Origin of the sequence: Bradyrhizobium sp. 956_D2_N1_4 (genome assembly GCF_052076025.1) — a bacterium.
Lineage (GTDB): Bacteria > Pseudomonadota > Alphaproteobacteria > Rhizobiales > Xanthobacteraceae > Bradyrhizobium > Bradyrhizobium barranii.
This window is the reverse complement of the sequence record NZ_CP197237.1, coordinates 7,925,784-7,951,520: the sequence shown is the minus strand read 5'-3', so window position 1 is coordinate 7,951,520 and position 25,737 is coordinate 7,925,784. Positions and strand designations below refer to the sequence as shown.

General features: G+C 59.6%; 29 protein-coding genes, 1 tRNA gene and 1 pseudogene. 12 read left to right on the top strand and 19 right to left on the bottom strand.

All coding sequences use genetic code 11. The features are described from left to right. Position 1: 1 nt before the first annotated feature. Positions 2-418 (bottom strand): hypothetical protein, encoded by a 417-nt coding sequence (locus tag AB7535_RS37555; RefSeq protein ID WP_354113346.1) that lies wholly within the window; start codon positions 416-418, stop codon positions 2-4. On the opposite strand from AB7535_RS37555, the gene AB7535_RS37550 reads away from it, so the two are divergent. Genes AB7535_RS37550 through AB7535_RS37540 form a run of 3 tightly spaced genes read left to right on the top strand, consistent with a single transcriptional unit; the run spans position 311 to position 3,111 of the window. After that, positions 311-1,453 carry an MBL fold metallo-hydrolase gene (locus AB7535_RS37550; RefSeq protein ID WP_354113345.1) on the top strand — a complete coding sequence of 381 codons (1,143 nt, stop codon included), beginning with the start codon at positions 311-313 and terminating at the stop codon, positions 1,451-1,453. The two genes, AB7535_RS37555 and AB7535_RS37550, sit on opposite strands and share 108 nt — an antisense overlap. A gap of 1 nt (position 1,454) precedes the next feature. After that, entirely contained in the window at positions 1,455-2,366 is a 912-nt protein-coding gene (locus AB7535_RS37545; protein ID WP_354113287.1) for a hypothetical protein, read from the top strand. 25 nt (positions 2,367-2,391) lie between these two features. Continuing rightward, the gene (locus AB7535_RS37540; RefSeq protein WP_354113286.1) at positions 2,392-3,111 is read left to right on the top strand and encodes a metallophosphoesterase family protein; all 720 of its coding nucleotides are present in this window, start codon (positions 2,392-2,394) and stop codon (positions 3,109-3,111) included. A 992-nt stretch (positions 3,112-4,103) separates the two neighbouring features. On the opposite strand, the gene AB7535_RS37535 is transcribed toward AB7535_RS37540, so the two are convergent. After that, the gene (locus AB7535_RS37535) at positions 4,104-4,415 is read right to left on the bottom strand and encodes a hypothetical protein (protein WP_354133965.1); all 312 of its coding nucleotides are present in this window, start codon (positions 4,413-4,415) and stop codon (positions 4,104-4,106) included. Positions 4,416-4,593: 178 nt separating this feature from the next. Further along, positions 4,594-6,651, bottom strand: coding sequence for a hypothetical protein (locus AB7535_RS37530; RefSeq protein WP_354133964.1), 2,058 nt, complete (start codon positions 6,649-6,651; stop codon positions 4,594-4,596). A gap of 531 nt (positions 6,652-7,182) precedes the next feature. Here AB7535_RS37530 and AB7535_RS37525 point away from each other — a divergent pair. From AB7535_RS37525 to AB7535_RS37515, 3 genes are read left to right on the top strand one after another with little or no spacing between them, the layout of a single operon-like run. After that, complete coding sequence (locus tag AB7535_RS37525; protein ID WP_439037544.1) at positions 7,183-7,554, top strand: hypothetical protein; 372 nt, start codon at positions 7,183-7,185, stop codon at positions 7,552-7,554. Positions 7,555-7,569: 15 nt separating this feature from the next. After that, positions 7,570-8,787, top strand: a complete 1,218-nt coding sequence (locus tag AB7535_RS37520; protein WP_439037543.1) for a caspase family protein — start codon at positions 7,570-7,572, stop codon at positions 8,785-8,787. A 12-nt stretch (positions 8,788-8,799) separates the two neighbouring features. After that, a complete protein-coding gene (locus tag AB7535_RS37515; RefSeq protein ID WP_439037542.1) occupies positions 8,800-9,696 on the top strand; it encodes a hypothetical protein in 897 nt (298 codons plus the stop codon). Between the two features lie 462 nt (positions 9,697-10,158). Here the strand turns inward: AB7535_RS37515 and AB7535_RS37510 are convergent, their stop codons facing one another. Continuing rightward, positions 10,159-11,715, bottom strand: coding sequence for an ISL3 family transposase (locus AB7535_RS37510; RefSeq protein WP_439036634.1), 1,557 nt, complete (start codon positions 11,713-11,715; stop codon positions 10,159-10,161). Here AB7535_RS37510 and AB7535_RS37505 point away from each other — a divergent pair. From AB7535_RS37505 to AB7535_RS37495, 3 genes are all read left to right on the top strand, one after another. Then, positions 11,714-12,358 carry a hypothetical protein gene (locus tag AB7535_RS37505; RefSeq protein ID WP_439037541.1) on the top strand — a complete coding sequence of 215 codons (645 nt, stop codon included), beginning with the start codon at positions 11,714-11,716 and terminating at the stop codon, positions 12,356-12,358. The two genes, AB7535_RS37510 and AB7535_RS37505, sit on opposite strands and share 2 nt — an antisense overlap. A 362-nt stretch (positions 12,359-12,720) precedes the next feature. Next, a tRNA-Arg gene (locus tag AB7535_RS37500) sits at positions 12,721-12,797 on the top strand. 448 nt (positions 12,798-13,245) lie between these two features. Next, positions 13,246-14,178: a ferritin-like domain-containing protein gene (locus AB7535_RS37495; RefSeq protein WP_354113285.1), complete on the top strand. Its 933-nt coding sequence runs from the start codon at positions 13,246-13,248 to the stop codon at positions 14,176-14,178. 36 nt (positions 14,179-14,214) lie between these two features. Here AB7535_RS37495 and AB7535_RS37490 read toward each other — a convergent pair whose 3' ends face one another. Continuing rightward, positions 14,215-14,424 carry a hypothetical protein gene (locus AB7535_RS37490; RefSeq protein WP_014491045.1) on the bottom strand — a complete coding sequence of 70 codons (210 nt, stop codon included), beginning with the start codon at positions 14,422-14,424 and terminating at the stop codon, positions 14,215-14,217. Between the two features lie 94 nt (positions 14,425-14,518). After that, entirely contained in the window at positions 14,519-14,962 is a 444-nt protein-coding gene (locus AB7535_RS37485) for a TspO/MBR family protein (protein WP_354113284.1), read from the bottom strand. A 43-nt stretch (positions 14,963-15,005) separates the two neighbouring features. Here AB7535_RS37485 and dinB point away from each other — a divergent pair, with 43 nt between their 5' ends. Beyond that, positions 15,006-16,106: a DNA polymerase IV gene (gene dinB / locus AB7535_RS37480; protein ID WP_354113283.1), complete on the top strand. Its 1,101-nt coding sequence runs from the start codon at positions 15,006-15,008 to the stop codon at positions 16,104-16,106. A 123-nt stretch (positions 16,107-16,229) separates the two neighbouring features. Here the strand turns inward: dinB and AB7535_RS37475 are convergent, their stop codons facing one another. The 3 genes from AB7535_RS37475 to AB7535_RS37465 form a co-directional block, all read right to left on the bottom strand. Next, positions 16,230-16,523: a hypothetical protein gene (locus AB7535_RS37475; protein ID WP_354113282.1), complete on the bottom strand. Its 294-nt coding sequence runs from the start codon at positions 16,521-16,523 to the stop codon at positions 16,230-16,232. Between the two features lie 205 nt (positions 16,524-16,728). Then, positions 16,729-17,022: a DUF1330 domain-containing protein gene (locus AB7535_RS37470; protein ID WP_028155344.1), complete on the bottom strand. Its 294-nt coding sequence runs from the start codon at positions 17,020-17,022 to the stop codon at positions 16,729-16,731. Between the two features lie 24 nt (positions 17,023-17,046). Beyond that, positions 17,047-17,736, bottom strand: coding sequence for a DNA-3-methyladenine glycosylase I (locus tag AB7535_RS37465; RefSeq protein ID WP_259260636.1), 690 nt, complete (start codon positions 17,734-17,736; stop codon positions 17,047-17,049). Between the two features lie 213 nt (positions 17,737-17,949). Between AB7535_RS37465 and AB7535_RS37460 the strand changes: the two genes are divergently transcribed. Then, the gene (locus tag AB7535_RS37460) at positions 17,950-18,777 is read left to right on the top strand and encodes a metallophosphoesterase family protein (protein WP_354113281.1); all 828 of its coding nucleotides are present in this window, start codon (positions 17,950-17,952) and stop codon (positions 18,775-18,777) included. Here AB7535_RS37460 and AB7535_RS37455 read toward each other — a convergent pair. The 5 genes from AB7535_RS37455 to AB7535_RS37435 all read right to left on the bottom strand — a co-directional run bounded on the left by AB7535_RS37455 (position 18,716) and on the right by AB7535_RS37435 (position 21,687). After that, a complete protein-coding gene (locus AB7535_RS37455; RefSeq protein ID WP_166066164.1) occupies positions 18,716-19,204 on the bottom strand; it encodes a Crp/Fnr family transcriptional regulator in 489 nt (162 codons plus the stop codon). The genes AB7535_RS37460 and AB7535_RS37455 overlap by 62 nt on opposite strands. A 77-nt stretch (positions 19,205-19,281) precedes the next feature. Then, a complete protein-coding gene (locus tag AB7535_RS37450) occupies positions 19,282-19,818 on the bottom strand; it encodes a GNAT family N-acetyltransferase (protein WP_166066163.1) in 537 nt (178 codons plus the stop codon). Between the two features lie 121 nt (positions 19,819-19,939). Beyond that, positions 19,940-20,680, bottom strand: coding sequence for a di-trans,poly-cis-decaprenylcistransferase (locus tag AB7535_RS37445; RefSeq protein WP_063980082.1), 741 nt, complete (start codon positions 20,678-20,680; stop codon positions 19,940-19,942). Positions 20,681-20,708: 28 nt separating this feature from the next. After that, a complete protein-coding gene (locus tag AB7535_RS37440) occupies positions 20,709-21,083 on the bottom strand; it encodes a winged helix-turn-helix domain-containing protein (RefSeq protein ID WP_166066161.1) in 375 nt (124 codons plus the stop codon). After that, entirely contained in the window at positions 21,070-21,687 is a 618-nt protein-coding gene (locus AB7535_RS37435) for a hypothetical protein (protein ID WP_028155350.1), read from the bottom strand. Before AB7535_RS37435 ends, AB7535_RS37440 begins: the two co-directional genes overlap by 14 nt. Positions 21,688-21,894: 207 nt before the next feature. On the opposite strand from AB7535_RS37435, the gene AB7535_RS37430 reads away from it, so the two are divergent. Then, positions 21,895-23,139 (top strand): S1C family serine protease, encoded by a 1,245-nt coding sequence (locus tag AB7535_RS37430; RefSeq protein WP_354113279.1) that lies wholly within the window; start codon positions 21,895-21,897, stop codon positions 23,137-23,139. 171 nt (positions 23,140-23,310) lie between these two features. On the opposite strand, the gene AB7535_RS37425 is transcribed toward AB7535_RS37430, so the two are convergent. From AB7535_RS37425 to AB7535_RS37405, 5 genes and pseudogenes are all read right to left on the bottom strand, one after another. After that, positions 23,311-24,045 (bottom strand): DUF899 domain-containing protein, encoded by a 735-nt coding sequence (locus AB7535_RS37425; protein ID WP_354113278.1) that lies wholly within the window; start codon positions 24,043-24,045, stop codon positions 23,311-23,313. Positions 24,046-24,061: 16 nt separating this feature from the next. Further along, positions 24,062-24,394: pseudogene (locus tag AB7535_RS37420) on the bottom strand (SRPBCC family protein); the annotation flags it as partial. Between the two features lie 11 nt (positions 24,395-24,405). Next, complete coding sequence (locus AB7535_RS37415) at positions 24,406-24,879, bottom strand: ArsR/SmtB family transcription factor (protein WP_354113277.1); 474 nt, start codon at positions 24,877-24,879, stop codon at positions 24,406-24,408. Positions 24,880-24,979: 100 nt separating this feature from the next. Continuing rightward, entirely contained in the window at positions 24,980-25,243 is a 264-nt protein-coding gene (locus tag AB7535_RS37410; protein ID WP_063980087.1) for a DUF3551 domain-containing protein, read from the bottom strand. A 114-nt stretch (positions 25,244-25,357) separates the two neighbouring features. Next, a complete protein-coding gene (locus AB7535_RS37405; protein ID WP_354113276.1) occupies positions 25,358-25,636 on the bottom strand; it encodes a DUF3551 domain-containing protein in 279 nt (92 codons plus the stop codon). Between the last annotated feature and the right edge of the window lie 101 nt (positions 25,637-25,737).

Here is a 25,737-nt window from a genome sequence, read left to right as displayed (position 1 = left end):
CTCACATTTTCTTCTCGAAAAGCCGCAATTTCTCGGGCGCTCGTTTGAATATAGATAAGTCGTTGCCTGGAGTCGTATTCGCTTTGAAATTTCCCTGTCCATCCCGCATTGCCCTCCCCACCGCCAAAAACGCCATCGCCTGGTCGCGAGTGACGGCCGAACCCGGTTCGGCCGCCAAGACCAACCGCTGATGACCGAAGCAGCCGGTTCGTTTCGCGGACGTGTCCACCGCGGAACGCAGCAAATTGGTGGCACCTGCATCGAGCTCGAGGCCGCGGGCGAGCGAATCCTGCTCGACCTTGGCCTTCCGCTGGATGCCGACGGCGCGTCCGACGATCTTCTCCCGCCTGTGGCCGGGCTTCGCGTCGAAGATCCAACCCTGCGTGCGGTTGTCCTGTCGCACGGACACGGCGATCATTGGGGTTTGCTCCCCCTGTGCAGACCCAATGTCCCCCTCGCCATGGGCGCTGCGACCGCGCGCATCATGTGTGCGGCAGCTCCTTTCGTGCCCAACGGCTTCGTGCCAAATGTTTCATTCGAGCTGAACGATCGCAGGACTTTCCAGATCGGTCCGTTCAGCATCACGCCCTATCTCGTCGATCACTCGGCCTATGATGCCTATGCGCTGCTGATCCAGGCGGCCGGCCGGCGTCTGTTCTACAGCGGCGACATCCGTGCCCACGGTCGCAAGGGCGGTCTGTTCGAGCGATTGGTGAGCAATCCGCCCCGCGATATCGACACGATGCTGATGGAGGGGTCGAGCCTCGGCCGTCTCGACGAGCACACGCAATTCCCGACGGAGGACGAGATCGAGGCGCGGCTGACCGAGAGTTTTGAGCAGCCAGGCTTCGTCATCCTCTCGGCATCCGCGCAGAACATCGATCGCATCGTCAGCATCTATCGCGCCTGCAAGCGTAGCGGCCGGACGCTGCTGCTGGATCTCTATGCGATGGAGATATTGCGGGCCACCGGCAACGAGCGCCTACCGAACGTCGGCTGGCCCAATTTGTCGGTCTATGTGCCGGAATATCAACGGCGACAGATCGCAAGGAAAAAGCGCTTCGACCTGCTGGATCCCTACAAATCCGCACGGATCTACCGCGAGCGCATCACCGAGATCGCCGATCGCACCGTGATGCTGTTTCGCCCGGCGATGGCCGACGACGTGGAGACCGCAAATCTCTGGCCCGGCACCAGAGCGATCTGGTCGCAATGGGACGGATATCTGAAGGACGGTCCTGGCGCCAGACTGAAGGCGGATCTCGCGACACGCGGCGTTCCCATCGAGATCATCCACACCTCGGGCCACGCCAGCATCCTGGATCTCAAGCGGCTCGCGAACGCAATACAGCCGGACAGGCTGGTGCCCGTTCACACATTCGAAGGCGACAGTTTCTCCAGATATTTTGACAACGTCACGCGACGCAGCGATGGCGAATGGTGGGAGGTATGAGATGAGCTTCAGACGCGGAATCCGGGGCGACGACTTTCGCAAGGCACTCGAGACACTCGCCCAGCAGGATGGCTGGTGGAAAGACGTTCTCGCCGATCCCACACTCATCATCGGCATTCGGGACGAGTACCTGAACGTCTACTGGCAGGGGCAATCCATCTTCAAAGTGTCATTCAAGGGCGGGAAGGTGACCGCCTCGACGCACGAGAAATATCTGCTGAATCCGGACTTGAAGGATCAGGTCTCGCTGGTCGAGGGGAAGTTCGCCTTCGGCAACGCCGAGCCAAGAATGCTGACGCGCGACTACGAAGGCACAGAGACGCTGGCGAAGCTCAAAAGGGCCGCATCGCCCTATTCCGGACAGGAGAAGGAAGGCGTCCACGAGATCGCGACGTCCAATCTCTCCGTCGTCGACGTCGAGATTGCGATCAACGCATCCGGCGTCCCCGGCATCAAGCGGAACCTCCCCCGCATGGACCTGGCGAACTTCGAAACGACGGCGACCGGCGTGGATCTAGTGTTCTGGGAGGCCAAGACGTTCAGCAACCCCGAGCTGGAGAACGGCGACATTGTCGGTCAGCTCGGGGACTATCAGAAGGTGATCGACCTTCACAAGACGGAGTTCGATGACAGCTATCGATGGGTTGCGAAGAATCTGGCCGAGATGGCGGAATGGAGCAACGGACACCGCAATGTGGCTGCGGCGATCAGCGCCGTTGCGAAGGGGGCAAAGATCAACGTGAGCAGCGCCAATGTCGGGCTGCTCGTGTATGATTTCACCGCGGTTCAACGCGATCGCAAGGACAAGGACGGCAAGACGCTGAGCGACAGAGTGATTGAATCGCTCGCGAAGGTGGGCGTGGGTCCGGAGCGGATCAGGTTCAAAGGCACGACAAAGGGTCTCACCATCTAAGTTGGCACGCGGGAGAAACCTGGCTTTGCATCTTCCCGAGCACGAAGAGCTCACCTTCGCGATCGGCGACATCCACGGCTGCTTTGAGAAGCTGACGTCGCTTCTCGCCGCGTGCGACCAGATTCGCGGCCTGCGGAGCGCCCAGTTCGTCCTTGTCGGAGACTACATCGACAGGGGGCCCCAAAGCCGCGAGGTGATGGATTTTCTCGTCGGCAGCGAAGGGAAGCAGGACCGCCCCTTCGTCTGTCTGCGGGGCAACCATGAGGAGATGCTGCTTCGCGCGGCCGACATGGAGCGCACCGACCGCGACCTCATGAATTGGTGGGGAAACGGCGGCGAGCAGACGCTCGACAGTTACGGGATCGACGATCCCGCCGACCTGCCGAGCGAGCATCTCGACTGGATACGCGCGCTTCCGCTGATGAAAATCGAGCATGGACGAGTTTTCGTCCACGCTGGGCTACGGCCGGAAGTGTCGCTGGCGTCGCAGTCCGAGCGAGACTTGCTGTGGATCCGGGAACCCTTCCTGTCGTCGGATCACGACCACGGGCTTTTCGTTGTCCATGGCCATACGCCGGTCCGGACCGGGACACCCGATCTGCGGGCCAACCGATTGAACCTCGATACCGGCGCCTGCTTCGGCGGCCCGCTCACGGCGGCCGTGTTCACCACCTCGGAGACGGGCCCGTTGATGTTCGTGACCGATTCCGGCGAGATCTCGGGACCGGCCGGCCTCCGGGATTGAAGAGCGAAGCATAAGACCAGGAATTGGGCGATGCCGGGCGTCCGGGCCCGGGCAAAGCGGAGGTTGCCCACCCCCCGCCAATCGGCTAAATGAACCTCGACTAGCACCCGTAGCTCAGCTGGATAGAGCGTTGCCCTCCGAAGCTGGACCGGTGACAGACCTGATCCGTGGAAAACCGCAGGTTTCTGACGACCGGTTCGTCATTTCCTCGCCATCGGCACACCCGGGCCACTTGCAAGCGCTCGCTCAGTTCGCCTTACCGTCAAAGCCCATTGGTGGGGCTACGTCGGGCCAAAGGCGACACTTCCTGGGTCGAGACTTCAATTTGCCAGCGAGGCTCGCAAGGCGACCGGATGGATACGGCAGCCCTGATACGCTTATGCGGGTGGCTGCCTTCGAATGCGTCCGGGGCTCAACGAAATTCATGACCATCTGACAGCTACGCAGCCCGGGTTTCTCTTTCGGGGGGAACGCATCCCGCTGATCAACCCCCAGCGAGGCATTTTCAAACCACAACAAATGCGGTTGGCCGAACTATTCGCTTGCCCGATCGGACAAAGGACAATCCGGCTAGAGATCGATTGGCTATGCGCTTCGAGCGATTCAAATCGGTTGCGTGAAGACAAGCTTCCGTAATGCCATGTTTAGCGATGATCCGCATCTTGCCGTCGCGGCACCCACGACGGCGATGCTCAACCGCGCCCAGAACTTCTACCCGCATCAACCGACCTTAGGGCCTTTAAGCCACATGCCGCGTCGGAAACCTGTCATTCAACAAGGCGGCCTCCCGCGGAGAGAGACGCTGGAAACCGCCGAAGAAATGCTGCTCGCCGACATTCAAACCTGGGAGAGGTGCCATGACTACCGAGAGCGCAATACGAGACAGGCTAATCGAGCAGGGTAGACAGGTCTTTCGTGCGAGACATGCCTCGATCATATTGGACCGCCTGGGCATCTGGCCCGCACCCTGAAACGTGCTGGGCTTCTCCACATTAACAACCGAACCACTTGCAAACAATCCGCCCGACAAGAGGTATACCCGCAACGACACCGGTAGCGTATTCATAGTGCTCTCGTGGAAGACCTTTATCGCGACCATCCTCGTAATCAGTAATAGGACAATTAGGAAAATTAGTGCCCGTTGCCACGCGCAGGTATTCTCTCCCAGGATCAACAGAACCTGTGCTCCACTGCGCCACAAGTCTCTTGTCTTGGCAACTAACGTGAAAAAGATATTCCGTGGCAAGGGCTTGCGAACACTGAAGCAATGCGAGAATCGACAGGCACCACAAAATCAGTTTCATGACAAATCTCCAGCGCAATTAGCGATTGGTGCGCCTCGCTTCAAGCTAGGATACTTATTGGCAACATTCATCAACGACGCCTCTATGAATGACGTCAAGCTTTTCAAAATCGATAGCCATCAGGTTCGCGAGCTTCCGGGCGATGCATTGCAAGTCGAAAGATCGCTAGCACGCCCTCCTATTTCTGGAATGCGAGCGCGTTTGATAACCAAGTTGGCTTCAGTGAGAACAGGATCGCGTCATGGACGTCCTTAACGTCAATTTTCGGAATATCGAGTTTGAAGCTCAGGTCGCTCACGGTGAGCTTATAGTCTCTGCCAGATAGTAGCGGGCTCCAATTACGGGCACTCTCATTCACGACCGTATCATATGTGATGTAACCCGCAGTCGCCGCCGCTAGGAGCGAGCAGTTAACTAACATCTGAGGGTGCTTAATGAATATCTCGTCCACTGGAGACGGACTGAAATTGAGTTTTAGCTTCTGATCTCCAGCCTTGAACGTCAAATTCATGTTGTCGCCGTTTGCCTCCGAAGCAACTGAAAATGTCAGCGCAGTGTCAGAAATGGTGGTGGAGGCTTGAAATTTGAAATCTTCCGCCCAATCCACTTGACAGATGCCAAGACCGGGCGGCGTCTTATTCTCGAAAGCCAGATGAACATTTAGCGGACCTGATGCCTTCCCTGATAGTTTTGCACCGAATGAATTTAAACTCGGATCGAACTTCGCATTAGAGACACACGCGTTAAAATCGACACTAGGCGTAACAGTTCCGCTAATGACCGCTACTGGATTGGCGACGATGTATGCGCGAAAGGCGTCTTCACCCTGACAAAACGCTTTATCAGCAGCTACGATTGTGTCGCATTTGGCCTTGATCGTATTGGACGCGGCATTACAAAATAATGGGCTTACGTTCTGCGTCTGCCGGAACGCGTCGCAAGTCGCCGATTGAACGTTTTGGGTGAACGGCTGAAAGATTTTGCACGGGTTAGTAACAGTCTGCGCTACAGTTCCCAAGAACGCACCAAATAGGCCGTATTGAGCGACTTGTTGAACAGTGCTGCATGTCGAATCCACTTCCCTTTGGACGGTTTCAGTGCAGGATGCCTTGCTTTCACATATGTCTTTGAATTTGCAAGAATTGACGATGTCGTTGCACTTGAGATCCGCAGGAGCCGGCAGTGCAATTGGTGAGCTGAACGGCGGCTGATTTTCGGTCACCTTCCCTTTGGCGCAGATAGGGTTCATCAGCGCGTCATTCAGCGTCCGAGCGGCATAGGCCCTTCCGATAAGCAGGAAAGTTTTCTTGGAAAACTCCGGTGCGTCTGGTCCGAAAGCAGCGCTGAACCGCTTCAAGAATTCGGACTGAAATTCAGAGATAGCTTTTGTGACTTCCTCGTTCGTCATGGATGTCGGCTCGTCGATCGCCGGCATGGCAGATTCAGAGCCGTCTGGCTTCTTGTTCTCGGCGGCGGCAAGGACCACAACTCCTTCGGTCGTGACAAGAGCTGCTGCCTGGGAAATCGTCGCAAAGATATCGACCTGCCGAGACTCAAATTGTAGATTCTTCGTGTTTTCCTCTTTTAGATTTTTAGCGTAGAGGGGAGGAAGCTTTAGGCGAGCGCCGAATGCCTTCTTTTTGTTGACCTCCCGGTCGAACACCACGTTGATTACTCCCATAAGGTCCTTCAGGTCTCCATTGAGAAATGGAGTTATGGTGCTGACATCAATGCGTTCCGAGGTAATGCGGACCTTGGTGACTTCTAAACGGTCAAAATAGAGCCCGAAGAAGACGGTCTCCTGTGATGCACCTACTGCCGCGTTCGCGGTGGCCTTGAGTTCTAGTTCGACATCCGGATAAGTCTTTCGCAGCTGGATGTTTGCCAATAATTGTTGAGGACCAAGAACAATGGTGCCGCCTAGGATCTCGATCCGTTGCTTTTTGAAGTCCTCCGTGGCGTTGGTGCGTTCGATAAGATCGGGCACGAGTTTGTTGAGTTCTGCCGGTCGGATGCTTGCCGCAATATCTACTCTCGGTAAATTCTTCAAAGATTTTTGATTGACCAGGAGTAGCCGACGAGTCGTCGCTTTGCCGTTGGCTTCTTGAAGCGTCAAGTTCAGCTCATGCAAAAGTGTGCGAGCAGTTGATGGAAAGAGAAAATACCCGCCTATCGCTGCAATGATGGCAATTGCAACAAGTCCAAAAAACATTCGTGATTTAAATATGCTCTGCATGTGAACACTCCAAAAATTGGGTTTCCGCGAGCCGCCGCTGATACCGCGTGCAAATATTTAAACAATCAACCAGAACCTGCATGGCGGTTCAATGCAGGCGATGTCTGGGCCTTCCCGAGCCTCTGCTGCTGGACGCTGCACATACAATTCCCGACAAGGTAGCACGGCTCGGCCAGCCAGTGGTCGCGAATGGCATTCCTCTTCCCCAACGAGGCATTCTCGAGCCTCAGATCGATGCGGTTCTTGTTGTCGATCAAGGCAGTATTTCCGAAGCCGGGCGGTAAGGTCTGATAAGATGACCAAAACAGACTTCTCTGAACATCGCGGCAAGCCCCACAGCTGCGTTGGATATGTGCCTCCCAGACAACGGTCAGAAGCCCAGCCCTAAACTGCAAATACGAAATTTCGCCACAGCCCTTCATTGTAAGCCCCCTACCCCACAATCTTCCTTGACTTATTTAACAGGCGCGCGAATCCTAAGCTTGAGGTTGTTATGCTTGACAGCACGACTTCACGGTCGGGAGAGTCATCATGAGTCCTGGTCCCACTGACGTTCATGAGAGCGACCTTCATCGTCTCCGCATTCGGTTTGATGGCCTAAGTATAGTGGAGGCCAACAAAGCCGCAAAAGACCTCGAGCGTGTGCTCCACCCGCTCCTCGGATCGGGTGGCTCCGTAGAACTTACCAAGACCGACACCTTAACGCAGGACTTCGGGACTACATTGATTGTGGTCCTCGGAACGCCAGCCGCGATTGCAGTCGCAAAAGGAATCCACGACTTCGTGGCCAAGCGAGGTAATCGCGTCGTCATTGAAACTGATGGAGGTAGCGTTCTCGCAACGGGTGACGCCGCCGCCAACATCGACATTGCTAAAACTGTGGACGCAATCCGCAAAGGCTAATGGACCACTGCAACAATGCAGAGACCAAGTCCAGATGCAGGCAAAATAGTTGCGATCGTATTGGGTGCTACTGAGTTTCCTGGTTACGGCACGCAATTGAACAATCTCGCGTTTGGTCGCTCTAGCGCAGCGTTCTTGGGCTATTTGCAGGACGTGTTGGGGTTACGAGCTGAGCAAATACTTAACTTGTTCGACGACCCGGCGAGCGTAATTGATCTGGACGAGCGCATATCGAGCTTCCTGGCTCGAAACACCGACTCGAGAAACGTAATCATCTTCTATGTTGGGCACGGCGGATTTCTTTCCGATAGAGAGTATTACCTTGCAGTTCGCTCCACTCGAAAGTCGAGGGAGCACACTACGGGCATGAGGATAAGGGCCATTGCTGAAACATTGGGCCAGTTTGCTGGCGACAAAAATCTGATGCTCATTTTGGATTGCTGTTTTGCCGGGGAAGCCGTGAAGGAATTTCAATCGAATGATCTGGCAACGGTCGTAGAAAACAAGACATTTGATGCCCTCCCAGAAACCGGCACAGCGTTGTTGGTCGCCGCCTCAAAGGATGAGCCCGCAATATCTCCTGCGTCGAAACCTTACACGATGTTCTCTGAGTCCTTCATAAAAGTGCTTACAGAAGGCGTCCGCAGCAAACAAGAGAGGCTTTCACTGCGCGATGTCGCAGTTCGAACCCAAGCGTTGATAAAATCTCAATACGGACTAATAGCCGTGCGGCCCGAGGTGCACGCACCCCGCCAGAGGGGAATAAACGTTGCAGATCTTGAGATATTTCCAAACCGACAAGCTTTAACTGCCTTAGGCGGCGCCATCGCCAAACCGCCAACGACTACATCGCGACAGAGTGCTACTTACCAATTAAAGCATGTGCGAAACGCGTATACTGTTGCCCCCCAAGTCGTGACGCGTGAATTCGTCGCTCTTGTAGGCGACATATTTTTCAACCAACGCGATTGGTTGGATGTTCTCGACCAAGCAAATCGTCAACTGTTAGAAATGGACCCTTCCGCTGTTTTGATACGGCGGGGAAATCTGATTCTTGGATCAACTTCGGAAGAGTTCTGGCAATCACTATTCGATGAGGCAGGACTTCAGGGTCACAGAACGATGGCAACGCTACTCTGCGCCTTGCTTGATCGAGAGATGCAATCAAGCGCGCGCGAGTCGTGCGAAACGACATTGAAGGAAGTAATTGACGATTATCATTCTCAAAATTAATCGGAGGGTGACATGACATTCAGAACTCAGCTTAGAGCAACACGGACGTCGATTGCATTACGGTTACTCAGTTTCGTTTTTCTGATCGCAGTTTGCGCTGACATCCACAATCTACGGGCAGACGTCGCCATTGATATGGCGGTGAAAACATCCTTGTTGAATAAGATAGCTTCTTATGAAACTTCATCTGGAGATGTGCTTACTCCCGCTTTTAAGGACCTTGGATATACCCCCAAGTCGCCGACACTTTGGAAATCATTTCCCGCCATTCGCAAATTATCGGAGTTCTACGCTGCCGCAGAGGCAGGAGCACAAGGAGACGGAGATCGAGCTCTGGCCGCCGTGTCCGATAAGCTATCTCAGCGCTTCGATTCGCTAAGAAATAACTCAACCGTTAGCGACTTTCGGAAGGGGCGCGATCTGAATAGTCCCTTCAAATTCGTTCAAGATGCCAAGCTGACCGTAACTAGTGTGCCGACGCAAACGCGCAGTGTAATCCAGTCATTGTCTTCCTACGTCGAGCGCGGACGCCTCGGTGGCTCCTACAGCATTATGGTCAAAAATTTCGGATTGGAATCCAGCCGCGCATTTTCAATTCTCGCCACAAGTGACTCGGCAAGTGAAGCGCTGTTGCGAGCGATCGGTGAGGTTTCAATAGACCGGCAAGTGGAGTCCCTGAAGTCTCTCGTGGCTGATGTGAAAGTAAGATACCCGGCTCTAACAGCGTCTTCTGAAATCGCTGCCTTCGAACGGGCGGTGGCCATATCGGACACAGGAGACAGCCTCGAGGATCTTATGAAAGACTTGGGCAGCGCCAGACCGAGCGACTTAGTAGAATGTCTCTGCGGCGGAAGAGTGATAGGAACTATGCCAAGATCGGCGTGCCATGTTGGTATGCCATGTAGATGATCACCCTCTTTTCGGACGGTCGACCGTGCACGAATGACTTATGTGACCGGCCCGCGCGAAGGTGTGCGAGGGCGAGCCCGATTTCAACCCACTAGCTCGGCAAGCTATCGCCGCCGAATTGACCCGTGGAAGGTCTCAGCCTCCTCACGATTCGCATCCGGACTTTTCTGTAGACGATGGTGCTGGCAACGCAACGCTTTCTCGCTAAATATCCCTTTATTATGAACGTCCCTTAGCTCCGAAAACGCTGGAGGCCCAATCCGTCACAGTTGCGGCGCAGAAGAACGGGCCGCGGCCCTTCAAAGTTGGACCGGCACCGAATCTAACTCCTTTAAATGCAGTATTTTTTAGAGCCGGTGCGCCGCTTCAATGTCGCATGTCATTCGGCCTGCAATATTGACCCCCTAAGCCGGGGGATCGGCGTCCAAAATTGGCTCTGACGCAATTTTGGTGCAGCTCCGATTATTCTGCACCGATTAGCCTGGCCTGAAGGAGATCGATTTTCCCGCGACCGTACATCTGCCTTCTCACGAGCTTGAGGCGGGTGATCTGACCTTCAGTCTGTCCGTTGGACCAGGGCGAAGTGATTGCCGCCCGAACCGCCGCTTCATCCTTCGTGACGCCGCTGGCGAAGGAAGTCACGAGACTGGCGCGGGCGCGGTCGATCCACGGCGTGAGCCCTGCTTCGGCTCTGCGCCGGATCATCAAGTGGAATTCGGCGATGATCTCGCGAGCCTCGACCAAGGATGGTACGCCAGCTTCGATTGCCGCGACCGTGACGGTCTCTGCTTTCGTGAGCAGATCTCCGCCGATTGTCATGAGGCGCGCGATCGTTCTGGCCGATGGAATCCGCTGAAGTTTTCGTGCGTCGGGCTTTTCAGCCCTTCGTCTGCGGGTCGCCCACTCGCTGATGACGCGGAGCGAGCCTCTGAAGCCACGCGCCGTTAAACGACGCCAAAGTTCAGCCCCGTTTCGGCAGCCGGACGCCCACTGATCGTCGAGCCACGGCAAGTGTAAGTCCAACGAACTTTGCCGGGTCCGGAAGACATCGTGTCGTTCGCCGCGAATCGCCTGCCGTACCAGCTGCCTGCTGTGACCAGTCTGACGCACGATCTGCTTGATGGGTATGCCATTCTTCGACAGAGCCAGGATAGCCGCATTGGTCTCCTCGCGGCGCAGATAACCCTCATACTGGATCCGCTCTGCGGCTGTTAGCAGCTTGGGATCAATCGTGGTCGCGCCGATCACTGTGCGTATCTGGCGCATCGATTTGCGAACGGCATCGAGGAAGGCCCGACTGGCGTTCTCCATCAGATGCCAACGATCTGCAACCTGTACCGCATGCGGTAAGGCTCTTGCTGTCGCTTCGCCATATCCCCCACCACGGTCACGGGCAACGATCGCGATCGTGGGATGAGCAGCGAGCCAGGCTTGGGCAGTTGCGGGCTCCCGATCCGGGAGCAGGGTGACTACTCGGCGCCGCTCCAGGTTGCAGATGATGCTGGCGTATCTGTGGTTGCGCCGCCAGGCCCAATCATCAATGCCGATAACCCTGAGCGGATCAGCTGGCGGACGGCTACGGCGTCGGACCACGCGAAGGAGCGTATCCTTGCTCACCGGCAGCATTAGCCGTTTTGCGAAGCCTGCTGCCGGTCGACCGCCAAGTGCCAGACCGAGGTGATGGACGATAGAGTCCAGCCTTGCCGTGCGTCGCGCCGACGGTGCCAGCACCCCTTCGGCGAAGCGCTCGGTGAAGATTTGGCGCCCGCATAGGACGGCGCCGCAACGGAAGCGACGAGCAATCACCAGAAGCTGTACGATCCGCCCCGAAAGGGGAAGATCAGTCACACGACGCCGGTATCGGCTATGGACGCGTCGGGAAACCGTTCCGCAAGATGGGCACAGACCAATGCTTCCCGACGCCCGGACCGCAATAACAGCCTTATCACCTTCGTAGTACGCACTCTCTACAACAAATCCACTCGGCACCAGACTGGAGCGCTGGAGTGCCTGCTGCATGGCGCTGATTCTCCCCCAAATCAAAGCGCCAGACATCCCTCGAACTGCATCAAAAGTGAGTCAGAGCCAAATTTACAGGCCGATTGACATCTTGGATCGACGGATGCCTCCCCAACCCCTCTCAAGAGTGCGATCAAGCGCCAAGGTATTCGCAAGCCCGGAGGCTATCCAACGGCGCCCAAAATTGGCGCCGCTCCTTGCGGAGATCATAGTTCGGTGGGCTGATATCGAAGCCAACGTTGGTTCAATTCTAGCCTTCCTGCTGGCAGCTGAGGCAGGGCCTACAATTGCAATGCTGCAGGCTGTCCGAAGCGCGAGCGCGCAGATGGACATGATTCTATCTGCGGGCAAAATAAAGCTGATGGATCCCGAATTGGAGATGTTCGAGGCGGTCGTAAGGCTTGCCCGATCCGCCGCCCGAAAACGAAACAATGTTGCGCATCACATCTGGGCTCATTCTGACGAACTTCCGGACGCGCTATTGTTAGTTGATCCTGCGGCATACCTCGACATATTCGTCGCGGTTTCTGAAGCAAATCTAGATCCAAAGTTTGAGACGCTGAATAAGAGTCGGTTTGAACCTGATAACTCACGAATATTGGTTTACCGTGAGTTGGACTTGTCGAAATCATTGAAGAGCTGAAATCGATCGCAAGATGCACGACGTTCTTGATAAACTATCTCCACCCGGAACATCCGAGCCGCGACCAAATGTATTCGCGGCTGTGGAACGAACCCCTCATTGAATCGGCGGTTAAGGCGGTTCGTAAGAGCCGACCTTCGGTCCCTGAGCCGGAGTAACGACGCGGGCGGGATCGCTGCAAAGCAGCGATTCGGATTCGCCACAGTCCCGGCACGTTCGGCACGTGCTTTCCCTGCGCACCCGACACGATTCGAACGTGTGACCTTTGCCTGAGGAGGGCGCCGCAACCATCCGACCGAGCCACCCCAGGCAAACCTAGCGGTTGCCCACCCCCCGCCAATCGGCTAAATGAACCTCGACTAGCACCCGTAGCTCAGCTGGATAGAGCGTTGCCCTCCGAAGGCAAAGGTCACACGTTCGAATCGTGTCGGGTGCGCCAGTCTCCTTGCTCTTTACCGAGACTGCGTGCCGGACCGAGGCTGTGTGCCGGCTTTTGACGCTGTGACGGCACCATCAATCAAATGTTGCGGCTCGCAATCTGGCCTTCGCAACGTCGCGCGCGCGTCCGGCTAAGCACGTCGAATGGAAAAGCGGTCACAAATCTCTGACCAGCTGCGCAATTGATTGCACCCTTAAATTGTACTATTGTTCATAGGTTGCGGAAAATGAGCCTGATCGCGGCACGTTTCTGGTCGCGATCATCGGGGCAGGTCCGATTGTAGGCGTGATGTCGCAGACCGATATCCGGTTATTGTCGGACTGAATCACCCCAGGAGAGCTCGTCCCGCAAGCAATGAGCCAACACGGAACCTGCTTGACGACGTCGATCCAGTGGCGGCGCCAGGAACAGGGCTTCGCAATCAACCGAGTCGGGAGGGGTGCTTCAGATGAAAACCATCGCCCAGTTCGTCGAGGATCGCATTACGACGCTTTCCGACCTGAAAGACGCGCTCCAGACCGCGATGCAATTGGAGTTCTCCACCATCCCGCCTTATCTTTGCGCGCAATGGTCGATCAACAGCGACCCGGGCGGCGTCGGCGGTATGATTCAGGACATTGTGGTGCAAGAGATGTATCACTTTGCCTTGGCAGGCAACATGCTGACCGCGATCGGCGGCGTGCCATCCATTGCCAATGCGGCCTTCATTCCGAGCTACCCGACCAATGTCCTGCCCGGAGAAATTCTGCAAAAGTTGCCCGTTGATCTGAAGCCGCTTACGCCAGATCAAGTTCAGGTCTTCATGCAGATCGAGTATCCGGAATTTCCACCGGTTGCGCTCGCCGCAAGAACGGGACCCGCGACGATCGGTGATTTCTACGATGCGATCGCTGAGGGTTTCACCACAGTCAATCCCGCGATCAATGCCAGCGCCTTCGCGGTCAATTCGGGGGAAGCAACGCCGATCAAGAGCATCGCCGATGCGCAGGCGGCGATCCAGCTGATCAAGGCCGAAGGTGAAGGTACGGAAGGCTCTCCTAACCAACCCCCAACCGGCAATGCAACATTCGCCCACTATTATGTCTTCAAGGAAATCTACACCGAGAAAACGCTGGTGCAGGATGCGGCGGGCCACTGGAGCTTTACGGGAACACCAATCCCGTTTCCGACCTGGTTCGATTTTCAGCAATCGACCGTCACACCGAGTCCGTCGCTTGCGTTCAATCAGGCCCTGTCGCAGCTCTTGATCGGCCTTCAAACTTGCTGGACAAGCGGTACAAGACCCAGCATCGGCGCCATGTTCACACTTCAGTCGCTTGGCACGGACCTCATCCAGCAGGGCATTCGTCCTGAGTTCCTATGGGCGCCTCCGTCGGCATGAACTCCGGATCTGCCGCCTGCCTCCCAGAGCAAGCACTCACGTCAGCATCGAGATGATCGACTGGATCTGATCGGAGGCGGACGTCACCAGGGCGTCATACGACGTATGTCCGTGCGCGGCAGCCTTCAAAATGCATTCGGCGACAGCGGCTTTCAGACCGAACACCGACTGATCGGCCGGTACGCTCGCCATCACGGTCTCGAGGGCCTGGCGCATGGTCTGAATGAGCTCGGAGCTGTATTGCATTGGCTGTCCTCCGCGCCCCCATGTAGGAACGCGGGCCTAGGCTCGCCACTCACAAGCCTGAGATTGCTCTTTGATGAACCTTGCACAAATCGCCTCAATTCAGGCGCCAGATGGCCCCATTGAGCAGGCCGGCAAAGGCGACCCAGGCTGCGTAAGGCACGAACAACGCGGCGGCCAGCCTGTCCCGTGATGTCTCGAGACTGATGTAGGTAACGATCGCGACGAACAGGCAAATGAGTATGACGAGCGCGGCGCCGATCTGGTGCATCGTGAACATCACCGGGGACCAGACGAAATTCAGCGCCAGCTGCGCGGCCCAGACCTGCATCGCTCGACCCGACGGCTCACGGCGAAAAGTCCGCCAGCCTGCAACCGCGATCATGATGTAAAGGATAGTCCACGCCACCGGGAACGCCCAGTTCGGCGGCACGAAACCCGGCTTGGCAAGGGCCGCATACCATTCTCCCGGGAGATTGGTCGCGCCGATCAGCCAGCCGATGCCGACCACACCGACGACGAAGACCAATAGCTGAAGCATCCATCACCTCGCGCTTCTCTTCGGGCAATTGTATCATCGTTTCATGAGCGAATCCGGCACGGTGACTGGCGAGGCCACGCCCGTCCGCAAGATCATCCATATCGACATGGATGCCTTCTATGCGTCCGTGGAGCAGCGCGACAATCCGGAGCTGCGCGGCAAGCCGGTCGCGGTCGGCGGCTCCGCGGAACGCGGCGTCGTCGCGGCCGCGAGCTACGAGGCCCGCAAGTTCGGCGTTCGCTCTGCGATGCCCTCGGTGACCGCGAAGCGGCAATATCCCGACCTGATCTTCGTCAGGCCGCGGTTCGAGGTCTACAAGGCGATCTCCAGGCAGATCCGCGACATCTTCGCCGAGCACACGCCTGTTATCGAGCCGCTGTCGCTCGACGAGGCCTATCTCGACGTGACCGAGAATTTGCAAGGCATCCCGCTGGCGCGGGACGTCGCCTTGCTGATCCGTGAGAAGATCAAGGCCGAGACCGGCCTCAACGCTTCGGCGGGTATTTCCTACAACAAGTTTCTTGCAAAGCTCGCCTCTGATCATCGCAAGCCCAACGGTCAGTTCGTGATCTCGCCGGAAATGGGACCCGCCTTTGTCGAGACGCTGCCCGTCGGCAAGTTCCACGGGATCGGCCCGGCGACCAGTGCAAAGATGAATGCGCTCGGCCTGTTCACCGGCCTCGACATCCGCAACCAGTCGCTGGAGTTCATGAATGCGAATTTCGGCAAGTCGGGCGCCTATTACTACTGGATCTCACGCGGCGTCGACGAGCGGCCGGTCCGGGCTAACCGGATTCGCAAGTCGATCGGCGCGGAGACGACGTTCTCGACCGACCTCGACGAATACGGCGCGCTGGCCGCCGAGCTCAAGCCGCTCGTCGACAAGGTCTGGCGCCATTGCGAGACGACCGGCAACCGCGGCCGCACCGTCACCCTGAAGATCAAATTCGCCGACTTCGAGATCATCACGCGCAGCAGGTCCGTCACGGCGCCGGTTGCAGGCCGGGACGATCTGGGGCAGCTGGCCTGCGGCTTGCTCGAAGCCGAGATACCGTTACCCAAGCGCGTCAGGCTGCTGGGGGTGTCGCTTTCTTCCCTCCAGGACAGCGACGATGCGGAGCCGCAGCTGACTTTCGGTATTTGAACCAGACTGGAAAGACCCTCCGCGAACACGACATCTTTGTCCGCGGCGCGGCTCCAAACCAATCATGGAAGGTGGCGGGATTTTCAGACCCGCCACCGATAAAGGTCGATCCGCTCGGGCCAATCAATGCCTCATATGCTCGAACACGACGATCACGCCCGTCGGCTCCGGCTCGTGGGCCATCAGGCGCGTAAGGTCGGCATCGCTCCAGTCGGCGAGGCTGACGACTTCGCCGGTCTGGCGCTCGGCGCCGACCGACGGCGTCGGCTCGAGCACCTTCAGGCCCGTTTCGTCGACGAAGAAGGTGTGTTCGCCGAACATGCTGTTGAGCTGCGGCATGGCGGGATGTTCGTCGGGCAGCACCTGGGCGCCGAGTTGGTTGACGGTCTGCTTCACCTGTTCGGATGTGAGCTTCATGCGCTGCTCCGTTTCTGTCGTGCCGGGTTTCAGTGAATTGAGCCAAAACGGGCGTTCCCTGCGCCTGTGTCGCCTGGCTCAAATTCCCGAACGGGTGTTGCGCACGAATGTTCCGGAAAAATGCATTTCGTGATCGCGAGTTTCATCCGCCGCGCTCACGGCACGGGATCGCCACACGATGCACACGATCCGCCTGTCGATGCCGCTATTCGGCGGCTTCGACGATCCGGATGTCGCGGTCGGCACCGTCGCCGAGCAGGTCGTGAGCGGCCTTGTAGGCGGGACTTTCATACGCCGCCTTGGCGCGCTCGACGCTGTCGAACTCGATGAGAACGACGCGTTCCATCAGGCCGTGCTCGAAGGCCGCAACCGGCATCCCGCGCGCGAGCACGCGTCCACCGGCGGCCTCGATGGCCGGACGCGACAGCTTGGCGTAGGCCGCCATGGCGTCGGGGCTCTTGATCGCGCGGTAGGTCGCAACCCAATAGGCTTTTGCCATTTTGTTTCTCCTTGTTCTCGTGACCTAATGCTCGCTTCGGTTCTCGCCAACCGACAGCGCGCAGATGCGTGACAGATATGTGTAGGGCAGACCGGTCTCCTCGGCCCAGGCGTTGAACTGTGCCTGCACTTTTGCGAGATCGCCCTTTGATTTGACCTCTTCGGCGATGTCGAGGCCGGCATCGCGCAGGCAGGCGACGACATCCCTGGAGGTGACAAAACCATCCCAGCCGACGAAGCGCAGCAGCATCTGCCCGGTGTTGCCGCCGAGCCGGCTGCCGCGCTTCGTCAGGAGATCGAGCAGGCCGACCTCGTTGGATGGCGGCCATTTCGCCAGAAACTTGCCGAAGCTGCCGTGCTCTTTTGCGATCTCCTGGACGAAGCTGGCGTTGTCGCGCACCGACATGATCTTGGCGCCGTTGCGCACGATGCGCGCGTCGCGCACGAGGCCCTCCCAATAGTCCTCCGGCTGGAAGGTGAGCTTGGCCGGCTGGAAATGCAAAAACGCCGCTTCAAAGCCGTCCCATTTCGAATCGATCACGCTCCAGGCAAAGCCCGCGCAAAACACCCGCCTGGTCATCTCGGCGAGGATGCGATCGTCGCCGAGCTTGGCGAGCCCCTTCAGGTCGGGCTTTTCGGGCATCAGCTTGTCCAGCGCCTTGGGGCCGCCCTTGCGTTTCTCGGCGCGGGCACGAATGGTCTTGAAGGAGGTCATGCGGATACGGGCGTTTGAGGATGCGCCACGACATCAGAATTCGATGACACGGTCCAGCCCTGCGGCGCCCGGTCACTTGCGCACGCCAATGCGCCGCAGCATGCTGCCGGCCATTGGCTTGACGAAGAGAGGCAGCCATTCTGGTCTGCTTCTTGCTTTGTAATTAACGTTTTGGAATTCCCGGACCTTTTCAAACCCGCCCACGGATTTTCAATGCGCTGCCTGGTCGTGGCCGATTTGCACTACTCGCTGCCGCAGCTCGACTGGCTGGCCAGCGCGGCGCCGCAGTTCGACCTCGTGATCTTCGCCGGCGATGCGCTCGACATCGGCTCGATGGTGGATTTTCGCGCGCAGATCGTGGTGCTGAAGAAATACCTCGCGCTGCTCGCGGCGCAGACCCGCGTGATCCTCTGCTCCGGCAATCACGACCTCGACGAGCGCAATGCGGAGGGCGAGAAGATCTCGCGCTGGATCTCGGAGGTGCGGGAGCTCGGGATCATTTGCGACGGCGACAGCCTCGCCATCGGCGACACGCTGTTCACGGTGTGCCCGTGGTGGGATGGCCCGCTGGTCAAGCAGCGCATCGTCGAGCAGCTGCGCGACGCCGCCGCCAATCGTCCGCAGCGCTGGATCTGGGCGCATCATGCGCCGCCGGCGAATTCGCCGACGAGCTGGGGCGGCAAGCGCTTCTTCGGCGATGTCGATCTGGTGCAGTGGATCATGCAGTATCAGCCGTCGATGGTGATCTCGGGCCATGTCCACCAGTCGCCCTTCATCGCCGACGGCTCGTGGTTCGACCGGCTCGGGCTGACCTGGGTGTTCAACGCCGGCCTGCAACCGGGCCGACCGCCGACGCATATCGTGCTGGATCTCACTGCGGACAAGGCGTTCTGGCTGGCAGCGGGCGAAGCGCAGTGGATCGACCTCGGCGCACCGCTGAAGCGGCCCGCAAACACCGTCGAGGAGCCGCCGGACTGGCTCACATCCTTGGATCGGATTGTCGATCCGAGCCTGGCGAGACCTCGAGCGGCGGCAAGTTGATCATGCTCTGGAGCACCTCGCCGACCATGGCGAGATGCGTGCCGTGGCCGGCATATTGCCGCTTGAGATCGGCGAGATAGGTGTTGGCGACGTTGAGCCGCTGCGCCAGCGTGCGCGCGAGCAGCAGCGCGACCTCGGGCCGCTGAATCAGGAATGATGCCGCGTCCTCGAACTCATAGATGACGGAATCCGAGCTGGCCCGCACCGTTGCCGTATGCGGCAACCCAAGCAGCACGGACATCTCGCCGAACACGGCGCCGGGCTCGGTGATGGTCGCGACCACCGTGTCGCTCTTGAGCACCTCGAGCTTGCCCTCGACGAGCACGTAGAGGCGGCCGCTGCTGGTGCCGCCCTCGGTGACGACCGACGTGCCGGCCTTGACCTGCCGCTCCGTTCCGCCGGTGCAATGATCCAGAACTGCGCGCATCGCCGAAGCTCCCATCGCTGGGGAAATCCAGGCGATACTAGAGCACGATCCGTGCCAGGCGGCAACGCGCGGACGGGCTATCGCGACAAGCGCTTTGCGAGATGAACCGACTGCCAGTCTCCGAGGCCGGTATCCCGGAAGCCTGCCCTCTTCGCCAGACCACGCATCTCGGCATTTGTCCGCGCAGTCTCGGCCGCGATCATCTCGTGGCCAAGATCGGTCGCCCGCGTCTCCATCGCCGTCATCATCTGCAAGCCGAGGCCCAGGCGCTGGAACGCATCGGCGACCGAGATGGCGAACTCGCCATGCCGTGCAGTCGCATCATAGGCGTAGTTCGCTTCGCCGATGATGGTGTGCTGCCCTCCCTGCCTGACTTCGGCGAGCAGGGTGAAATGACCGGGACGGCCCGTCCTCGCCGCGCATTCGGCCGCGACCAGGGCGACGTCGGTACGCGCGCCCATGAAGCGCTTGTTGCGCGACGTGGTGGACAGTCCGGTGAAATAGACCGACAGGTTCTCGACGTCGGATACACTGGCGGTCCTGATGCAGACCGTGCCCTTCGCTTCGGCCAGTTCGACAGGCTCGACGACGGCTCCCGGAAACAACAGTGACATGCGTGATGCTCTCGGCAGGTTGCGTGGCTCGCACACCTAACCGAGGCCGCGCTTCCGCGGCTTGGACACCACTGCCAATCATGCGGCTGAAAACGAACAGCTCGTTGTCCCGTGCCGTACATCACACACGGGAGAGTGACGGCACCTCGTCGGGCATGATCGCCTGGAGGCCGCCGAAGCGGCGCTCGCGGCCGTGGAAGGACGCCAGCGCCGCGGAGAGATCGCCCGCGTCGAATTCGGGCCACATCCGCTCGGTGAAGTGAAGCTCGGCATAGGCGCCTTCCCAGAGCAGGAAGTCCGACAGCCGCTTCTCGCCGGAGGTGCGGATGATGAGATCGACGTCGCGAAGGCCTGCTTCACCTGTGACGAGTTGCGAGAAGGCTTCGCGTGTGAGGCTCGTCAGTGCCGCCGCCTTCGCTGCGGCGTTGAGGATAGCGTCGCGCGCGGAATAGTCGACCGCGATGCGCAGGTGAAGCGCGCTGCCGTGCGCCGTGGCGTCCTCCGCGCGCGCGATCGCATTGGCGATGCCGTCGGGCAGACGGTCACGGCGGCCGATCACGGTGAGGCGCACGCCGTTCCTGGCGAGGCTCTGCACCTCGTTGGCGAGATAGAAGCGCAGCAGCGTCATCAGCGCGGCGACTTCGGTTTTTGGTCGTCGCCAATTGTCGGTGGAGAAGGCGTAAAGTGTCAGCGTCCCGATGCCCTGCTTGGGTGCGGCCTCGACGATGCGGCGGATCGCCTCCACGCCGGCCTCGTGGCCGCGCAGGCGCGACAGGCCGCGGCGCGTCGCCCACCGGCCGTTGCCGTCCATGATGATGCCGACGTGAAGCTTCTCGTTGCGAGAGGTCATGTCGCTTTGCATTGCAAAGTCTCCGGTCAAAAAAGGGGGATCAAGTCGAGATGATACCGAGACGGCCGAACGGCGGCGCGTCGCGGCCGGCAGCCTTGGCGGCGTCGCGCACCAGCCGCTCGAGCACGGCGAGATAGTCGAGGAAGCGGCGGCGGCCGGCCTTGGTCAGGCGGCAGGTCGTGTGCGGGCGGTTGCCCTCATAGCCCTTGGTCACCTCGACGAGGCCGGCCTCCTGTAGCACGGCAAGATGCCGGCTAAGATTGCCGTCGGTGAGGCCGCAGAGTTGCTTGAGGTCGGCGAACGCCAGACCCTTCGGATGCGCCATCAGCGAGGTCAGAAGCCCGAGCCTCGCCTTCTCGTGGATGACGCGGTCGAGCCCTTCATAGGAGAAGGGTGCGCTGTCAGTCTTCGACATCATGGTCTCCGGACGCGAAATACAGAATGCCCGCCATCACCGACTGCCCGATCACGAAGGGCAGTCCCATGGTCCATGGCGATAGCGTGTGAGTCCGGCTCGCGAGCACCACGACCGCGAAGCCGGAAATGAAATACCAGGCGCCCGCGAGCGCGACGGTGCGCGGCAGCGAGCGGACGGAAGCGAAAATGCCGAGCGACACCAGAATCTGCCACAGGCCGGGCAACAGCCACAGCGTCTCGCTCGCGAACTTCCACATCACCACTGCGAGCAGCACGCCGGCGACGCCTGCGGGCAGGAACTGCTCGACCGCCTGATGGATCATGGCATCGGCCAGGCCAGAATGATGACGGCGCGAGCGCGCGCGCATCTCGATGCCGATCATCAGAACGGAGAGCACCGCGGCCATGAACCAGCCGAAGAAGAAGCCGACCGGCTCGCTTGTGGGATCGCCGAGCAGCCAGAATTGGAGGATTGCGGTAAGAAGCGCGACGGCGCCCGTCGCAGCGATCGTCGCCGGGCCATAGCCGCGGAACGCCGTGCCCGCCGCAATCTGGTTGCGGATCGCCACGATGTCGGCCAGTGCCTTGTCGAGATCGCGCATTGGCAACGCCAAAACCCCGCTCCGCCCAATTAACCGGGACCGCCCGTCCCGTCGTCACTTTGTATCGCAAAGTATATCGCACCGCAAAGTAAAGGCAAGCCCGGAAGTCGCAGCCGGATGGTTCGATCCGCATAAACAACTGCCGGTTGCGCCGCACGACCTCGGCCGGATAAGATGGCTTCAAAAGCATTCCGGGGGGAAGGAAGTATGTGGCTTAAGTCATTTGTCGTTGCGTCTCTGTTGCAGGTGAGCGTCGCCGGCATCGCGCATGCGAAAGGACCATTCGGCAGCGTCAATGTCGGCAACTGGATCGGCGGCGCCTTCAGCAATGACGAGACGGGCGCTTTCTCCCATTGCGCCGCGACGACGCCTTATGCGAACGGCGTCATCCTCGTCGTGAGCCAAAATGCCGCCGGCACATGGTCGCTCGCCTTTGCGAGTCCCAGCTACCGCTTCAACAAGGGCGAGAACGCCGCGATCGACGTGACCTTTGACGGGCAGGAGCAAGCCAGGCTGTTCGCCACGGCGTACCAGCCCAACATGCTCACGGCCATCATGCCGGTCAATGTTGTGCGCACGTTTCAGAAGGCGAGCCTGATGGTGGCGACAGCCGGCCGCGCCGTTCTGAATTTCGATCTGACATCGACCGGGCCGGTGATCGCCGCATTGGCCAATTGCGTGACCAAGGTGAAAGCCGACGGGCTCGACAAGGCCGGCGACTTCACCAAGATGGCCGCCAAGCCGCAGCCTGCGCCGGACAAGCAGGCGCCGCCGGCCGGCGGCAAAGTTGCCAGGGCCAAGACCGGCACCGGCTTCGTGGTCAGTGCGAACGGCCACGTCGTCACCAACAACCATGTGATCGACGGCTGTGTCGGCGACATCAAGGGCAACCTCACCGGCGAAGCCGCGATGGTGCTGCGCGTCGTATCGAGCGACGTCAACAACGATCTCGCTTTGTTGCAGGCGCCGTCGACGACGACATTCAAGGACTTTGCGCGGATCCGCGATCGCTCGATCCGCTCCGGCGATTCCGTCATCGTAATCGGCTTTCCCTTCCATGGCTTGCTCACGTCGGACTTCACCGTGACGACCGGTATCGCGAGCTCGCTCAGCGGCATGCGCAACGACACGCGTTTCCTGCAAATCAGCGCGCCGGTGCAGCCCGGCAATAGCGGCGGCCCGCTGTTCGACACCACCGGTCAGATCGTGGGCGTGGTCACCGCAAAGATCCCCGCACTGCGCATCGTCGCTGCGACCGGCAACATTCCGGAGAACATCAACTTCGCCATCAAGACCGGCATGCTGCGCGACTTCCTCGACAATTCCGTGGTGCCCTACCAGACCGCCGAACCGAAGGGCGAGCTCAAGACCACCGACATCGCCGGCAACGCGCGGCCGTACACGATGCTGATCTCGTGCAATGGCACGGAGCAGGCCGACGCGAAGCGGTAGGGCGCGGCGGAAGGACAGCTGCCTCGCCGCTCTCCGCTGTCATTCCCCGCGAAAGCGGGGAATCCAGTACGCCGCGGCTCCTCCGTATCACGCCACGGCCTCTGGAATACTGGATCGCCCGATCAAGTCGGGCGATGACACCGTTGGTGTGGGCACAGCGCACCCGCCGTCTCACCCGTGGCAGCAAGCCCCCTTCGCCTGCGGCTCATACTGGTCGCGCAGGCGGACCCAGTCCATCGGATAGGGCAGGCCGTCCTCGTGACGACCGAGCGGGGTGAGGTCGAGATATTGATAGGCCGCGTTCATCATGTCGAGACCGCGCGCGAAGCATGAATAGGTATGGAAGATCTCGCCGGCCTCGTTGCGGTAGAACACGCTGATACCGGGCAGCTCCGGACCGTAGAACGGCGTGGTGCCAAAGTTGTATTTCGGCACGCCCTTGTCGATCTGCTCGCGCGTGAACGAGACCTCGTAGTCGTAGTTGAAGTCGTTGCTCCCTGACGAGACCCAGTCGAAGGTCCAGCCCATCCGCTTCTTGAAGGCCTCGAGCTTTGCGCTAGGTGCCAGCGAGATCGCAACCGTGGAGGTGTCGCGCGCGGCGAGGTGCGGCACCATGCGATCGAGAGCGTCGGCCCAGAACGAGCAGCTCTTGCACGCGGCCTCCCAGTCGGGAGCGAACATCACATGCTGCACCACGAGCTGCGGGCGCCCCCCGAAGAGATCGCCGAGCGTCACCTTGCCGTTCGGTCCGTCGAATACATAGTTCTTGTCGACCTTCACCCAGGGCAATGCGCGGCGCTGCTCGGCGAGACGCTCGCGGGCCTGGCTGAGTTCCTTCTCATGCGCCAGGTGGGCCTTGCGGGCCGCGATCCATTGCTCGCGCGAGACGATCTGATGTTGCTGCACGGTATCCTCCATGGTGTCAGGCGACGAAAGCGTCGAGCTTGTCGAGGCACGAGCTCCAGCCGCGCTGGTGATTGTCGCGTGCGGTTTCGTCGAAGAACTGGGCGTGATGGAAGATCATCAGCGTGCCGGCGCGATCCGGCTTCAGCGTGATCGTCACCAGCGATTCGCGCTCCGGCGTCGAATGCCAGGCCCAGGTGAACACCAGCCGCTCGTTCGGCACGACCTCGCGATAGATGCCGCCGGCCTCGAAGTATTCGCCGTCGTCACCGGTGAAGCTGATGCGGTAGCGGCCACCGGTACGGACATCGAGCTCGGCGTCCAGCGTCGCCGGCTTCATGTTCGGCGGCCCGAACCACTGGACTAGCTGCGCGGCTTGCGTCCAGGCGGCGTAGACTTTCTCCGGCCGTGCGCGGAGCCGGCGCGTGAGCGTGAGGCTTGGACGTTCGTTTGGACGCTCGCTTGGACGTTCGGCTGTGCGGGGATCGGCGTTGACGGCTGCGTTGGCCATGTCTTGTCCTCCACGAAGGCGGCGAGGCGGTCGAACTTCTCGGACCAGAACCGCGCGTAGCGATTGAGCCAGTTCATCGCCTGCTCCATCGGCTGCGCGGTGAGCCGGCAGGACACCGTGCGTCCGGTCTTCTCCCGCACGATCAGGCCCGCATCCGTGAGCACGTCGAGATGCTTCATGATCGCCGGCAGCGAGACCGGAAACGGCGCCGCCAGCTCGCTCACCGACAGGTCCCGCTCGCCGAGCCGCGCGAGAAGGGCACGCCGCGTCGGATCGGACAGCGCCGCAAAGGTCCGGTCGAGCGTCTCGTCTCTATACTTAACCATTTGGTTTAGTATAGACGTGAACGAGAAGGCGTCAAGCAGGAACCCGCGCGTCCGGATCTGCACGACTGCGTGATCAGGCAGTGCTCAGTGTGAGGCGCGACTAGTACGGACGAACGTACCGACCGCGTAGTGACGGCTGAAGCGGAGGCCGTACGGCCACCTGGGCAGGATTTTGCGCGCAATAGCCCTTGCGGCCCGACGCGCTCATCTGACACTGCTCGCGGGTCTGATAGGAGCAGTCGCCGGGATAGCCGTATTCCGAGTTCTGAATGCACCACGCGTAATCATAGTCCGCGCGCGCCGGGCTCCCGCCAGCGAGCCACACAAGGACTATGGTGCCCAGCACAAATTGCGCCTTGCCCATGACCGACCTCCCATGTTCGCCGCGCGACATCCGACCTCACAGAGTGAAAGGCTCGCGGAGCCGGTTTATTCCGGAGCGATCGCGCAAAAATACGCGGCTGCGCAATGCGCGCGGCTAGTACGGTGCGACGGGCCGCGCGCGACGGTGCGGCCGAGGTTGCGGCTGCGGCGCCTGGCCATAGGCCACAAGAGGATTGGGCCCGCAGTACAGCAAGCGGCCGGAGACGCTGGCCTGGCATTGCTCATAGGTGCTGTAGGCACATTCGCCGGGATAGTCATACTCGCCGCCCTGGGCGCACCAGGGATAGTCGCGGGCCGCCGCGGGCGTGACGGTGACGAAGCCGGCAAGGACCGTCGCGCCCAGCGCCAGCAGCGCCAATTGCGTCTTGCGCATGATCCAGACTCCTCTCTTCACAGGGCGAGATACGCGCCATGTATCATCAGGTTTCGCCGCGCCGTTTTATTCCAGATCAACGGAACGAAGTACGCAAGAAA